Annotated in this window: 14 protein-coding genes; 9 read left to right on the forward strand and 5 right to left on the reverse strand. The window is 47.7% G+C overall.

The annotated features are described in order from the left end of the window. Positions 1-151: 151 nt before the first annotated feature. The gene (locus ADS79_RS21520) at positions 152-1,192 is read left to right on the forward strand and encodes a flavin-containing monooxygenase (RefSeq protein WP_049740419.1); all 1,041 of its coding nucleotides are present in this window, start codon (positions 152-154) and stop codon (positions 1,190-1,192) included. 14 nt (positions 1,193-1,206) lie between these two features. Further along, positions 1,207-2,190 (forward strand): cation diffusion facilitator family transporter, encoded by a 984-nt coding sequence (locus ADS79_RS21525; RefSeq protein WP_049740420.1) that lies wholly within the window; start codon positions 1,207-1,209, stop codon positions 2,188-2,190. Between the two features lie 59 nt (positions 2,191-2,249). On the opposite strand, the gene acsA is transcribed toward ADS79_RS21525, so the two are convergent. Further along, complete coding sequence (acsA, locus tag ADS79_RS21530; RefSeq protein WP_049740421.1) at positions 2,250-3,965, reverse strand: acetate--CoA ligase; 1,716 nt, start codon at positions 3,963-3,965, stop codon at positions 2,250-2,252. A 175-nt stretch (positions 3,966-4,140) separates the two neighbouring features. On the opposite strand from acsA, the gene ADS79_RS21535 reads away from it, so the two are divergent. From ADS79_RS21535 to ADS79_RS21565, 7 genes are all read left to right on the forward strand, one after another. After that, positions 4,141-5,049, forward strand: coding sequence for a metallophosphoesterase (locus ADS79_RS21535; RefSeq protein WP_049740422.1), 909 nt, complete (start codon positions 4,141-4,143; stop codon positions 5,047-5,049). A gap of 41 nt (positions 5,050-5,090) precedes the next feature. Beyond that, a complete protein-coding gene (locus ADS79_RS21540) occupies positions 5,091-6,110 on the forward strand; it encodes a PucR family transcriptional regulator (protein ID WP_049740423.1) in 1,020 nt (339 codons plus the stop codon). Between the two features lie 109 nt (positions 6,111-6,219). Beyond that, positions 6,220-7,335 (forward strand): ABC transporter ATP-binding protein, encoded by a 1,116-nt coding sequence (locus tag ADS79_RS21545; RefSeq protein ID WP_049740424.1) that lies wholly within the window; start codon positions 6,220-6,222, stop codon positions 7,333-7,335. A gap of 107 nt (positions 7,336-7,442) precedes the next feature. Further along, positions 7,443-8,216, forward strand: coding sequence for a Cof-type HAD-IIB family hydrolase (locus tag ADS79_RS21550; protein ID WP_049740425.1), 774 nt, complete (start codon positions 7,443-7,445; stop codon positions 8,214-8,216). A gap of 23 nt (positions 8,217-8,239) precedes the next feature. Beyond that, complete coding sequence (locus tag ADS79_RS21555; RefSeq protein ID WP_049740426.1) at positions 8,240-8,872, forward strand: trimeric intracellular cation channel family protein; 633 nt, start codon at positions 8,240-8,242, stop codon at positions 8,870-8,872. Between the two features lie 70 nt (positions 8,873-8,942). Continuing rightward, complete coding sequence (locus ADS79_RS21560) at positions 8,943-10,349, forward strand: S8 family peptidase (RefSeq protein WP_049740427.1); 1,407 nt, start codon at positions 8,943-8,945, stop codon at positions 10,347-10,349. Between the two features lie 51 nt (positions 10,350-10,400). Next, entirely contained in the window at positions 10,401-10,994 is a 594-nt protein-coding gene (locus ADS79_RS21565; RefSeq protein WP_049740428.1) for an NAD(P)H-dependent oxidoreductase, read from the forward strand. A gap of 44 nt (positions 10,995-11,038) precedes the next feature. Here ADS79_RS21565 and ADS79_RS21570 read toward each other — a convergent pair whose 3' ends face one another. The 4 genes from ADS79_RS21570 to ADS79_RS21585 all read right to left on the reverse strand — a co-directional run bounded on the left by ADS79_RS21570 (position 11,039) and on the right by ADS79_RS21585 (position 14,608). Next, positions 11,039-11,551 carry a DUF3907 family protein gene (locus tag ADS79_RS21570; RefSeq protein WP_049740429.1) on the reverse strand — a complete coding sequence of 171 codons (513 nt, stop codon included), beginning with the start codon at positions 11,549-11,551 and terminating at the stop codon, positions 11,039-11,041. A 95-nt stretch (positions 11,552-11,646) separates the two neighbouring features. Next, positions 11,647-12,822, reverse strand: coding sequence for an ABC transporter permease (locus tag ADS79_RS21575; RefSeq protein WP_049740430.1), 1,176 nt, complete (start codon positions 12,820-12,822; stop codon positions 11,647-11,649). Continuing rightward, positions 12,815-14,005, reverse strand: coding sequence for an HlyD family secretion protein (locus tag ADS79_RS21580; protein WP_049740431.1), 1,191 nt, complete (start codon positions 14,003-14,005; stop codon positions 12,815-12,817). Before ADS79_RS21580 ends, ADS79_RS21575 begins: the two co-directional genes overlap by 8 nt. Before the next feature lie 24 nt (positions 14,006-14,029). Then, on the reverse strand, positions 14,030-14,608 hold the full coding sequence (locus tag ADS79_RS21585; RefSeq protein ID WP_049740432.1) for a TetR/AcrR family transcriptional regulator: 579 nt from the start codon (positions 14,606-14,608) through the stop codon (positions 14,030-14,032). Positions 14,609-14,761: the final 153 nt, after the last annotated feature.

Here is a 14,761-nt window from a genome sequence, read left to right on the forward strand (position 1 = left end):
TGCTCGTTTTTGACATATGAACTCCCCAAAAGACCGTCGATTTCATGGCGGTCTTTATTCTTTTTTGCATTTCATTCAAACAATTACTTGAATGTTTAAATATATGTGGTAATATTTAGCTGAACACGGAAAGGAAAGAAGGCGTTTTTCTATGAACAACTACGACGTTATTGTCATCGGAGCGGGTCAAGCAGGCTTGGCGATCGCCTATTATTTGCAGCAAAAACGGCGCCGCTTTCTTCTTTTGGATAAAAATAGCGGGATCGGAGACAGTTGGCGCGAGCGATACGACTCACTCGTTTTGTTCACTCCCCGGCGTTATTGCGATTTGCCTGGCCTCCCCTTTTCAGGGGAACGCGATGGACTTCCGACAAAGGATGAAGCGGCAAATTATTTAGAAGATTATGTTAATAATTTCCAGTTTCCTATCCAGCATGAGACTGAGGTCATCCTGGTAATGAAAGCTGACACAGGCTTTACCGTGCACACCAATCACGGGCTCTATCATGCGGAAAAACTGGTCGTAGCAACGGGACCTTTCCATACTCCCTACCTACCGCCGATCGTAACGGATATTGCGGATGGCGTTCGTCAGATTCACACCTCCCACTTTAAAAACGAGCAGCAATTAAAAGATGGTCCCGTGCTTATCGTAGGGGGCGGCAATTCAGGAGCACAGCTCGCCGTAGAATTGGCAGCGAGTAGGCCCGTCACTTTTTCCATGGGGCAATCCCGTTCGTTCCTGCCACTTTCTTTTTTGGGAAAAACTATTTTTGATTACATGCGGGCTACTGGATTATTAACCGCTCCCATCACTTCTTGGCTAGGAAAAAGGCTCAGCAAAAAGCCCGATCCCATTTTTGGATATCGAGCACAGCTGCGTCGGTTGGTACAAGACGGACAAATTCGCATGGTCCAAAAAACGGTCAAGATCACTGGCAGTACAGCTACTTTTGCAGGAGGTCATCAGGAGCCGATCACCAATATCATCTGGGCAACCGGATTTCGTCCGGGTTATGAATGGCTCGACATCCCTCTGGCTTTAGATGAAAAGGGGGCTCCCCTGCACAAGCGAGGTGTCAGTCATGTTTCAGGACTATTCTTTCTCGGACTTCCCTGGCAATATAATCGCCAATCCGCTCTCCTGGGTGGCGTAGGGTACGATGCAGCCTATTTGGCAACACACTTATAAAAGGAGGTATTCTCATGGGTCATCATCACGACCATGGAGACGGCCACGGACATCATCATCATGGAAAAGGCGCGAGCAAAAAAGCCTTACTCGTCTCCTTCATTATCATTAGCTTGTTTTTAATCGTAGAAGTTATCGGGGGTTTCCTCACGAATAGCTTGGCCCTACTCTCCGATGCAGGCCATATGCTAAGCGACGCATCAGCGCTGCTGCTTAGCCTGATTGCCATCCATTTTGCAGCACGTCCCCCAACGGCAAAACGATCGTTTGGTCTTCATCGCTTCGAGATACTGGCTGCACTGATAAATGGCGTAACCTTGGTCGTCATTTCCTTGATCATTTTCTGGGAAGCCTACCAACGCTTCTTTGACCCACCTCAAGTTGCGAGTGGAAAAATGATTATCATTGCGACAATCGGCTTACTCGCCAATATCGCCGCTGCCTTCGTCCTGATGCGTGGCGATTTTAAAGACAACGTAAATGTTCGCAGCGCCTTTCTTCACGTACTCGGTGATCTTCTCGGATCGGTCGGTGCGATTGTCGGTGGTATCTTGATGTGGTCCTTTGACTGGTACATCGCCGACCCGTTAATCAGTGTTATCGTTGCTGTCCTGATCCTGCTTAGTGCTTGGCGGGTCACCAAAGACTCCGTCAATATTTTGCTGGAAAGCACACCTTCGCAAATCGACTTGACGTTGGTCGAAAGCAAATTGAGTCAACTGGCTGGGGTAACAAAAGTGCATGATCTTCATATTTGGACGGTCACCTCCGGCTTCGATTCACTCACCTGCCATCTGATCGTAGAAGACCACTTGCCCAGCTATCCGCTTTTGAATGAAGCCCTTGAGCTGCTTCGGCATGACTTTGGAATCACCCATGCCACCATCCAAATTGAGAACTCCTCTGTTCAGCATGGTGACTTGCACTGCCAGGTGGGGGCAGATCCACATTCACATGAGGCAGAGCATCATTGCCAGGAAAAGAAGAGATCCGAGTAATGCTCATAACAAACGAAAAAACCATCTCCCCAAATCGGACAGATGGTTTTTTTGCTTGATTAATCTTCCATTGTGGACAGGTCGCCCGTCGGCAGGCCCAGCTCCCATGCCTTCAAGACGCGGCGCATAATTTTACCAGAGCGCGTTTTCGGCAGCTTGTCGCGGAATTCAATTTCGCGTGGAGCAGCATGTGCCGCGAGACCTTCTTTCACAAACTTGCGGATATCCTCCATCAACGCTTCACTTGGCTCATAGCCGGAACGCAAGGAGATGAATGCTTTAATAATTTCACCACGTAAAGGATCAGGCTTTCCGATGACACCCGCTTCTGCTACGGCTGGATGCTCAACCAGCTTGCTTTCCACCTCAAATGGACCTACACGCTCACCAGATGTATTGATGACGTCATCAATTCTCCCTTGGAACCAGAAGTAGCCTTCTTCATCCTTGTACGCCGAGTCACCGGATACATACCAGCCAGGAATGTGGAAGTACTCTTCGTATTTTGCTGGATTGTTCCAGATTTTTCTCATCATGGCTGGCCAGCCCACACGAATTGCCAAATTGCCCATGCGATTAGCCGGCAGCTCGTTTCCTTGATTGTCGATGATTGCAGCGTGCACGCCAGGGATTGGTTTGCCCATGGAGCCTGGCTTGATCGGCATGCTGCGGAAGTTGGAAATCAGCTGTCCGCCCGTTTCTGTCATCCACCAGTTGTCGTGGATGCGGTGATTGAATACGCGCAGTCCCCAGTAAACGACTTCCGGATTGAGCGGTTCGCCCACGCTCAGTACGTGACGAAGGCTGGACAGATCAAATTTCTTCACAACTTCATCGCCTGCTCCCATCAGCATACGGAAAGCTGTTGGAGCACTGTACCAGACGGTGACCTTGTATTTTTCAATCGTTTTGTACCAGTCTTCCGGCGTAAAGCGTCCACCGCGGACGACGTTGGTCACACCATTCAGCCATGGGGAGAAAATACCGTAGGCTGTACCTGTTACCCAGCCTGGGTCAGCGGTACACCAGTAAATATCGTCATCTTGGAAATCCAATACCCATTTTCCTGTTTGCAGGTGCTGAATCATCACGTTGTGTACGTGCAGCACCCCTTTTGGCTTTCCTGTTGATCCGGATGTGTAGTGCAGGATCATGCCGTCCTCGCGATCTACCCACTCGATCTCAAGCTCGGAAGACGCCTCTGCCATTGCGGCCTCAAAGCTGGTGACTCCCTCTTTCTGCTCATCCGCTCCACCTACGAGAATGACATGCTTGAGCGCTGGTAGCTCGTCAACAGGAATGCGCGACAACAGAGAAGGAACCGTTACAATCGCAACTGCCTCACTGTCAGACAAGCGATCGCGTACAGCCGCTTCCATGAATGCTTCGAAAAGTGGCCCGACGATTGCCCCTACCTTGATCGTTCCTAAAACGCTTACATAAAGCTCAGGCGTACGCGGCATGAAGACAAATACACGATCGCCCTTCTGAATCCCCAGCTTGCGCAGAACGTTTCCAAATTTGTTGGATAGTTCACTCAATTGCGCATACGTGTAAGTCTCTTCTCTGGTCAAATCACTGTATAGGAGTGCTGGCTTGTCTTTCTTGTCTGTCAACAAATGGCGATCGATCGCCTCGTAAGCCATGTTCACTTTGCCTGTTTCGTACCAGGTAAACTGTTTTTCTACTTCAGCCCAGTCAAAATTAGCGTAGGTTTCATCGTAATTTTGCAGATTAAACCGGCCTTCCGTTGCCGGAATTTTTTCTACGTTCATGTGATCACTCTCCTAATGCCTCTAAAATTATGATTCTATACACCGCAACATTCATAATATTTCTGCACCTTGTGTCAAATTCCTTCTACCAAAAACCTACTTATTCGATTAAAGAAAAAATCTAGTATAATGAACGTTATTCACATGACTAAAACAAAGGAGATGGCAAACTACCATGACCTGGATTTTACTTGCAGTTGCTGTCGCTTTGTTGCTGATTCGTGCTTACCGCAATACATTTGATGTTCATACCCAGTTTGTAACGATCCCTTTGCAAAAATCAGCTCGAATGAAAGATACAAGCGGTTGGGAAGCACTGTCTGTTTTGCATTTGTCTGACCTGCACATGGAAAATCTGTCTGTTGATGCCGATCATATCGTCGAGAAATTTTCAGACCAGCCTATTGATCTGATTGCCATTACAGGAGATTTGCTCGATCGACAAAAAAATATCCCGAAAGCCGTTGCCTATGTCCAAACAGTCATGCTCCTGCGGCCTGCCTTAGGAACATTCGTTGTTTTTGGAAACCATGATTATGTATTGAAAGCCTCGAAGCTGCGCGAATTGAAACTGGCGCTGGAACAGCTTGGATGCCGTGTGCTTGTCAATGAGCATGAAACGGTTTCTCATCATGGCCAGCCACTTCATATCATTGGCGTTGATGATTTTGCCACAGGCCGAAGCAAGCTCGCCAAATCGTTTCAGCATGTACCCGAAGCAGGAGCCAGACTCGTATTGACTCATGACCCCAATGTCGTTCTTCAAATGAAAGAATACACCTATGATTACCTGCTCTCCGGTCATTTTCACGGAGGACAAATTCACTGGCCACGTCCCTTTCATTTGGCCAAAATGGGCCAGCTGCCAAAACTGAATATGGTCAAAGGCTTGCACGAAATGGACGGCAGACCGTTCTACATCAGTGAAGGACTTGGACAGACCGGCGTCAACATCCGTTTGCGCTCCCGTCCTGAATTGACACTGCATACGCTAATTGGGGCCTCGACACCTACAGCTCGCTTCGAATCGGCTTCAGGAGCGCCTGTTTTGCAGGAGTCGGCCGCCACACTTGCACTGGAGTAAGGTATAATAGCCTTACTCTATTTTTTTGAGAGGAGGCTCCCATGGAAAATTGGATAAAAGATGTGGAGAAAATTCACCAAGCAACCAGTCTGCCTATTACTTGCCTGCAAACGGAAGCAAATAAAGTAGAAGAACTCCAGCAAACGCATAAAGAACGAGGCTGGGAGCTGGTCACTTCTGCACAAGATACGGATGGAATATGGCTCGTCCTGATCGAATCGAGTAAATGGCATCCTGCAGCAAGAGCAATGCTTGGCCTGTTTTTTACTCAGCCCCTGCAAAAGACTTCGATTCCAGAGCAAATCGGCTCCTGGTTACAAGGAATCGCCGTAGGAAACCATCGCCCTTTCCCTGCTCGTTTGGAGCAGCAATGGCCCTGGCGAGAGGAGCGTGTCTGTTTTCTTTTGGAAAGATGTCGGGTAGACAGCACATTCGAATGGACTGCTTTGCAGCCCGTTTTGCATGACTTCTTTAAAAGCAATGAACAATCAAGCCCATCGCTTATCTTCGTTCCATTGAATCACTCCTATCTTTTCCTTATCGTCCCTTTATCTATGCTTGCAAATCAGAGTGAAAAAGAGGAATTGCTTGAATGGGCTTCAGGATTACATGATCTGATTACCACAGAATACATGGAAAATATTCGTATACTGGCAGGTCTCCCATTATCTGCTCCTACTGTACTGGATAAGGAGCTCATGCAATTACTCTCCCTTTCTCATGCGATTGCGCACTTTCGTCCTCGTACGATGGTTGCCGGAAGCTGGTTGCATCTTCTTGAACGCTGGGCCTCGTCCCTTCCATCACAAGCTGCCACGGCCATTTCCAATCAGATCCGCTCGCTCGCTTCGATTCCACAGCTGAATGCCGAGCAGGTAGAGACTTTGGAGACATTATTTTCTCGCCAGTTAAATGTGAGTGACACAGCCAGACAGCTCTTCCTTCATCGAAACACGCTCTTGTACAGATTGGACAAGCTGACAGAACAAACGGGACTAGACCCGCGCATGTTTTCTGATGCCGTACTATTGCAGCTTTATTTGTTATTTCGTCAGAATTAACAAAACATTTTGTACATTATAGCTATAGCTCATCCTTGCCGATCCTGATACGATTCTTGTAACAATCCCACAAGACCGCATACCATTCATTTTTGGAGGTGCTTTCCAAATGGCAAAGGTGACGCTTTCCCACATCTACAAACGCTATGGCAATCAAGTAACGGCGGTTGACGACTTTCATCTCGATATTCAAGACCGCGAGTTCCTCGTTCTCGTAGGTCCTTCTGGTTGCGGCAAATCCACAACCCTGCGTATGATAGCCGGTCTGGAGGAAATCTCGGAAGGTGACATGTACATAGGGGATCGACGTGTGAATGATGTCGCTCCCAAAGACAGGGATATTGCCATGGTATTTCAGAGCTATGCGCTTTACCCTCACATGAACGTTTATGAAAATATGGCATTCGGCCTCAAATTGCGCAAATTTTCCAAATCGGAAATTGAAAAACGCATCCAGGAAGCTGCTCGTATATTAGATATTACCCATCTGTTGGATCGGAAGCCAAAAGCTTTGTCGGGTGGTCAAAGGCAGCGCGTGGCGCTTGGCCGAGCGATCGTGCGAGAGCCCCAAGTATTTTTGATGGATGAGCCGCTTTCAAACCTGGATGCCAAACTGCGGGTTCAAATGCGCACGGAAATCCTCAAGCTGCACCAGCGTTTAAATACGACGATCATTTATGTCACGCACGACCAGACTGAAGCGATGACCATGGGCGATCGGATCGTCGTAATGAAAGACGGCTTTATCCAGCAGGTTGACACCCCTACTGAAATCTATAGCAAGCCAGTTAATCTGTTCGTTGCCAGCTTTATCGGTTCACCTGCAATGAATTTTGTAAAAGGAAGCGTTTTTGAAAAAGATGGGGTCTGTGTATTTGAAGCCCCTAACATTCACATTCGTTTTCCTGACGATAAAGCCAAGCTCATTCGTGATAAAGGGTATGTGAATACATCTGCCATTTTTGGTATTCGACCAGAAGATATTTACAGCGACTCTTCTTTTTTGGAAGCTAATCCGTTTGAAAGCTTTCTTCAGGCAGAGGTCGAAGTCGTAGAAAATATGGGCTCAGAGCTGTATGTTTACTTTACCAACATCGGTGATGCACAGATGGTTGCACGCGTTGATGCACGTGAAGGCTTGAAGCCAAAAATGACAGTGAAGCTTGGTATGGATCTTTCCAAATGTCACCTATTTGACAGCGAGACACAGCAGGCTGTATTCTAAAAGCAAAGTGAAGAGGAATGTCTTTTCCGGGCATTCCTTTTCCTATTTTTTTGTGTGAAAATGCCTGTAAGAGAGATCACATAGAAAAAGAGTGGAGAGGAAAACAAATGAACTACAAAATCGTCTTTTTTGATATCGATGGGACGCTGCTGGATACAGCGCACACGATTCCAGAGACAACAATCAGAGCTGTTTCCCGTTTGAAAGAAAATGGTGTGAAGGTAGCCATTGCGACTGGCCGCTCTCCCTATCATCTGAAGCCGATTGCCGCACAACTCGGAATTGATACCTTTGTCGGTTTTAACGGCTCCTACGCAGTGAGCGGGGGAGAACTGATCCATCACACGCCAGTAGCGATCGAAACACTGGCAACACTGGAGGGAATGGCTGACAGCAACAATCATCCGATGGTCTTCCTCGGTGCAGAAACATGCTTTGCCAATGTCAGCAACCATCCAGATGTGATGGAATCTTTTGATTCACTGAAATTGCCACACCCTGACCACCGTCCCGGTTACTGGAAGGAAACACCCATTTATCAGGCTTTTCTCTACTGCAACGAGCAAAATGAGCATCCATATATCGGTCGTTTTAATGAGGTCTCCTATATTCGCTGGCATCCACAGGTTCTGGATGTCTTGCCTCCAAATGGTTCCAAGGCGCGAGGGATTGAAGCGATTTTGCAGCACTATGGCATTTCTTCTGCCGAAGCCGTAGCATTTGGAGACGGACTAAACGATAAAGAAATGCTCTCCTTTGTAGGCATGGGGGTTGCGATGGGCAATGCTCATGATGAGTTGAAGCCGCACGCCAATATGATTACCCGCCACGTTGATGAGGGTGGTATCCATCACGGTTTGTCACAGCTAGGTTTGATATAAATGGAAGGACGCTGATTTTTTACATGTCTTGGGAATGGTTTAACATCATTGGCACGGTGGCGTTTGTCATAAGTGGCGCCATCATTGCCATGGAAGAGGAATATGACATCTTGGGGGTAATCGTTCTCGGAATGGCAACCGCTTTTGGCGGCGGGCTCATGCGCAATATCCTGCTTGGCATACCTCTTACTGCTTTTTGGAATCAGGGTACACTGTTTACAATTGCTCTTGTCACGATGCTTATTGTTTTTATCCTTCCACAAAAATACCTTCGCTACTGGGATCGCTGGGGTCTGTTTTTCGATGCTGTCGGGCTGTCTGCCTTTGCCATCCAAGGTGCGATGTATGCGACAAAAATGAATTACCCGTTAAGTGCTACAATCGTCGCTGCTGTCCTGACAGGTATTGGCGGTGGAATCATCAGAGATGTTTTGGCAGGTCGCAAACCACTCGTTTTCAAAGAAGAAATTTATGCGATGTGGGCAATGGGTGCGGGATTGGCAGTCGGGCTCAAATGGACAACTACTGTGAATGAGCTGTACGGTCTATTCATGGCGGTCGTGTTATGCCGTATGATTTCAGTCTATAACGGCTGGAAGCTCCCTCGCCGTTCTCTTCGCCAGACACGGGTTCGTCCTGTTAACAATCGAATGTAAGCTATTTCCTTCATAATCACTCTCGCCATGTGCAGGCTATATCCATAAGCACTGGAGGGAGTGAATTTTTTTGCGAGTCTTGCCCACGCTAGCTGTCGCCATCGCCTTGGTCGGACTTGTTGCTATTCCTTATCGTATGCATCAAAATGCGGAGCAGGAAATGCGCGAGCCTCATCCAAAAGTCACTTCGGTAAACTCAACAATTCCACGAATCAACTATATCGAGCAGGTCAAAGACATCCGCCGGAGCTTGGAAGGAAAAAGCCATATCCAGACACTCCATCATAACCCGCGGGATCGCAGTCATTATGTGGAGCATGAAGTAGTCGTACGTTTCTCCCCCAGACCGGAGCAAAAAAAGATTGATACCTTGGTAGCTTCCCTCGATGCCAAGATCAAACGCGATTTTGATAAATTTTTGATCATCAAGTCACGCAGTATGACCACCCAGCAATTAATGAAAAAGCTGGCAGAGCATCCCGACTCCGTTTTTGCTGAACCGAATTACCTGCTTCTTCCCAACCGTAAACCAAACGATACGTACTACACGGAGTATCAGTGGAATTTACCATTGATCGGGATGGAAAAAAGCTGGGACATCAGTGAAGGAAGCAGTGATGTCCTTGTAGCCGTGGTTGATACAGGCGTCGACATGAAGCATCCTGAATTTGCCGGCAAGCTTGTCGAGGGCTATAACATCCTTGAGGACAATAATAAGCCACAAGACGACAACGGACACGGAACGCATGTCTCAGGAGTCATCGCAGCCAAAACGAATAACAAGGACGGAATCGCCGGGATGACCTGGAAAAGCAAGCTAATGCCTATCAAAGCGATTGGCGCAGACGGCTCTGGTTCGGCGGTAGATATCGCTCAGGGCATTTATTGGGCAACCGATCATGGGGCAGATGTCATCAATTTGAGTGTCGGCAACTACACCTCGTCTGCAGCTTTAAAAGAAGCGTGTCAGTATGCGTTTCAAAAGAATGTGATCCTCGTGGCAGCGTCAGGCAATGATGCGAGCGATCAGCCGAGCTACCCTGCTGCCTATGATGAAGTCCTCTCCGTTGCAGCTGTCGATCATCGCAAGGAGCGCGCCGATTTTTCCAACTTTGGCGAGCACCTCGATGTCTCCGCACCGGGTGTTGATATTCCAAGCACCTACATTTACAGTGACTACGCTTCTCTGTCAGGAACCTCGATGGCTTGTCCACATGTCGCCGCTTTAGCAGCACTGGTGCGTTCGGTCCAGCCGCATATGAAAAATAGCGAAGTAATGGATGTGATCCGCAAATCTGCTGTCGACCTCGGACCTCCAGGGCATGATCAGCTCTACGGTTATGGTATGATCGATGTCAATCAGACTTTGCGACAGCTCCGTCCGGTAGAGCCTGCACAAACACCGCAGCCTGAGCCGCAAACAGTGGGTGGCTTGTTCCATAAGTTCTTGTTGCGACTTCGCGCTGGATTCCAATAAGGCGTGGAAGCAACAGATGATTTCTGGCCCTTTAACAAAGGAGGATTGGATATGAAAGCATGTATTGTATTTGCCCAAGAAGGAACAGACAGCTTCTGTCATGCGATCCTCTCACGTGTGAAGCAATCGCTGGACAAGCAGCATATTTCCTATGAGCTGCGCGATCTTTATCAAATGCATTTTCAGCCTGTATTTACAGCAGAGGACATGCACCGTGTCGAGCAAGGAACCATGTCGGAGGATATCGCATCCGAGCAAACCATTATTACGGATGCGGATCTTTTGGTCATGATTTACCCGGTATGGTGGTGGTCAGCTCCGGCCATTCTCAAAGGCTACATCGATCGCATTTTTACGAATGGCTTTGCCTTCCGTTACGCCGAAAATGGTCCGGTTGGTCTGCTCCAAAATAAACAGGCAATCGTTATCACAACTACGAGGGAATCGGCAGAAACCATGTCAGCAAACGGATACGATGCTGTTGTCAAAAAACAGATTGTGGACGGTACCCTGCAAATGATCGGCTACGATGTAACGTATCAAAATTTTGCTGCCGTTCCCTATGTGGAAGATGCCGCTCGTCAGGATATGCTTCATGAAGTCGAGAAAATCATGTCTTCTATTCGCCAACCGGTCGGGGTGTAAGAAGTCAGGTACTGTTATCGCGCACGAAAAAAAGCACAGGCAATTTATGCCTGTGCTCGTTCATTTTGCATCCGTTTTTTTGTAATGTAATCTGTCTCATAGTACTGCAGATCGTCACGCATTTGCTCAAACATTCTAGATAAGGAAAGGGTCAATTGTTGCAGTTCAGGTGTTACCTGTTTACGAAAAATGATGGCATCTTGACCGGTATAAGAGTAACGCCCGTCCTCATCATAGACCTCGCCTTTGGGATAATAGAAGTTATTGATACAGGTATGATACACCTGATACAGCACTTCCTCGGCAAACTCCTCGTTAAATCGTGCTCGGCGCAGGGATACCCCTAGCCGTTCGTACGCATTCTCACAGTAGACCAGCAAATGGCGCAGGTCAGAAAGGTAGTTGCGGTAGTAGGATTCAAACTCTTCCGGATCACCTGATGCGGAAACCAGACCGGATAATGTTACCTGGTTCAAATAACGTTCCACTTCCATGCTAACCCTTTTCAACTTGGTATACGTCTCTTCACACAATTGTTTCAGATGAGTCGCTGACATAATGTCCCCCTAGTGTTGAAGAATCTGCCTTTTTTTAAATAAGTATAAAGGAAAGATTCTTTATAACACAAGCGTTTCTTTTACGCAAAAATTACCTATGCGCTCGGGGAGTCACTCGTTGTTACCGATTTTTTCCGTGTTTGCACAAGGTAAATGACGTAGGCAGCAAACAAGCCAACCAGCGTCATAAAGCCCAAAGCAGCGAGGTCGTTACTCACATAGGACAAGCCGTGACCCTTGGTAAGAATTTCTCGTACGCCATCCAAAAAATACGTCAGCGGCAATGATTTCCCAATCGCAGCAATGACAGTCGGCATCGACATGAAAGGCCATGTAAAGCCTGAGAGCATGAAGGATGGAACCGCGATCATCATCGCAATTTGAGTAGCCTGAAGCTGATCACTGGAGAAGAATGAAATCATATATCCGATCGACAGAACCGCCAGATTAAATGCGCTCGCGACAATCATCAGATCAACCGTACTGCCGTAGTAAGGGATGCCAAAGCCTTTTAACAGCAGGGTAAATCCGAGGAACATATTCAACGTCCCAGCCAGGAAATACGGCAGCAGCTTGCTCAACGTGATGGCAAAAAAGCTGTTTGTTGCCATCGTTTGCTTCCATGTTCCTGCTTCCTTTTGCTGCGTTACGGAGAGGGCCACACCGAGGAACAGGACCTGCTGCAACACTGTACCAGCCAACCCAAACACCATGAACGACAAGTAGCTGAATGTCGGATTGTACAAGACCCTATAGCGATAGTCGATGCCCGTAAAAAGGTTCTTTCCTTCGTCTCCCCAGCTTCCTTTTGCTTCCAGTTTTTTCAGAGTCGCTCCAGCGGAAACGGTTTTAACCACCGTGCTGGCTGCCCGAACCGCCGTATTGGAAATCATCATGTTGCTGCCGTCAATGACGGTAAGTACCTCTGCTGCCCGCCCAGCTTTTACATTCTGCTCCAGACTCGGTGGAATAATGAGCGCAACGTTCGCCTCGCCTTTATCTACGAGCTTCATCGCCTCTTCTTCCGTACCAACGATTGAATTGATCCGAAACGTCTTATCTACCTCAAAAGCACGGTACAATTCGCGGCTCAGCTCACTTTGATCCGCATCTACGAGCACAGTCGGGATTTCCATTACTTTTTTCTCACTGTAGAGGAAGCCAAACATCGTCAGGTAAATGAGCGGAACAATGAAGACGACGTTACGAATTGTTTTATTGGTAAAAAGATTTCTCCATTCCTGCCAAAAAAGTTGGGGAAAATTATTCACCGCTACCAGCCCCTTCGAGCTTCCATTCGACAGTCAATCCAGGACGCAATTCTGAGCCTTCGAGAAGCACCTTTACCTGGAAGGAACGGATATCACGATCTCCAAGCTCTTGAGTAGCTTTTTTCACAGCAAAGTCTGCTGCTGGTGCAATCGTTGCAATTTTCGCATCGACTTCCCGTTTCAATGCAGGTACGTACAGCTTCACCATATCTCCAGGTTTGATCGTAGAAAGCGCGTACTCGTTTACATAGAATTTGACATAATTGTCTGCTTTGGTTTGAATTGTCATAACTGTGAAGCCTTGTGCTACCAGTTCACCTTTTTGGACAGAGACAGATTTGACGATTCCATCGACAGGCGCAGTTAGCTTGGTATTATTGATGTAGGCTTCGATCTCAGCTAAGGCACCTTTTGCCTGCTGCACTCCAGCTTCAGCTGATTTGACATCCAACTGCTTCAGTCCAACCTGTCCTCTACCGGCTACAGCCTGATCATAGGCTGCTTTTGCCTGATCCAATTGCGCCTGGGATGCATCAATTTGCTCGCGGCGAGAGCCTGATTGTGCCATCTTCAGCTGCTCATCCGCAGCTTTCAGTTCTGCAGTTGCTTTTTCCGCCTGCATTTGTGCTTCTTCTACCTTTACCTGTGGTACTGCGCCTTCAACCAACAGCTTTTGCATCCGATCCAGATTGGTAGCTGCAATTTGATTGGAGGTTTGTGCCGCCGAGAGCTTTGCTTTGAGCTGAGCAATTTCTTCTGCCCGTGCACCGTTCTTATTCGCATCGAGCTGCGCTTTGGCGGAGTTCACTACCGCTTGTGCCTGATCCACCTGAGCACTACTCGAGCTGTCTGTTACGGAAACCCCTTTTTTCGCTTGCTCCAGCTTTACTTGCGCGAGATGGTAGGCAGCTTCCGCCTGCTCCTTTTTCGCCAGAAGCTCTTCACTGTTCAATGTTGCAACGAGTTGACCCGCCTTTACCTCTTCACCGTCTGTTAAGGCAATCTGCTCAATCGAACCACCCATTTTGAAGGACAGGTCCACTTCAGTTCCCTCGATGACCCCTGCGATTTGTGTACTTCCTTTCCCTGTTACACTTCCGATACCTGGTCCAAACAAAATCGTTCCAAGTGCTGTAATGCCGACTGCAAAGCCAGCCACCCCGATCCATGCACGTTTGTTCATCGTTCATTCTCCTCTATGTCTCGATTATTTCGTTTGTAGTATTCCTGCCAATAAATATTTCAACGTGTTTCTTCCTGCTTCACTGTTCACCGGCTCTTTGCGGAACTGCTTGCGAAGCACGGTGAAGCCGATCATCCCGAACAAGGCAGATGCGACGGTCCGAATTTCTGCATCCGCTCTGATGTAGCCTTGCTTTTGCAAGTCAATCATGTACGTTTCCATCGTTGTAAAATACCCCGTCAGCAGCTTGCCGACCATCTGATCACGCTGCTCATCTCCCGTGAAAAAGCTCAGCAACAAAAAACATAGTTCTTGGTTCTCGGAAAAGAAGCGAAGATGCTCATCCAGCACATTCATCATGCGATCCTCCAGGGAAAGCTCATCCTTTTGCATCGCGGTATCTACATGGTAAATCAGCATATTCACGCCTTTTTCGATCACATAGAGAAACAGCTCCTCTTTCGTGGAAAAGTGGTAGTACAATGTTCCCTTTGCAACCTGTGCCATTTCGGCAATCGAATCCATCGAGGTTTCGCTAAATCCATATTGGGCAAAAGCCCGCAAAGCTCCCTGTGCAATGTGATCTTTTTTTGATGAGGCCATCACTTCCATCCCCTTTAACTTTTTTGAACTGACTGGTCAGTACAAAAATTAGTTTATGTTTCCTTCCTAGTTTTGTCAAGTGGTCAAAAATAATGTCGCGAACCTTCTGGACTCCCCTCACAAACCAAAGCTTTCTGCCTTTCAGTGAACGAA

The sequence above is a fragment of the Brevibacillus reuszeri genome (assembly GCF_001187725.1).
Lineage (GTDB): Bacteria > Bacillota > Bacilli > Brevibacillales > Brevibacillaceae > Brevibacillus > Brevibacillus reuszeri.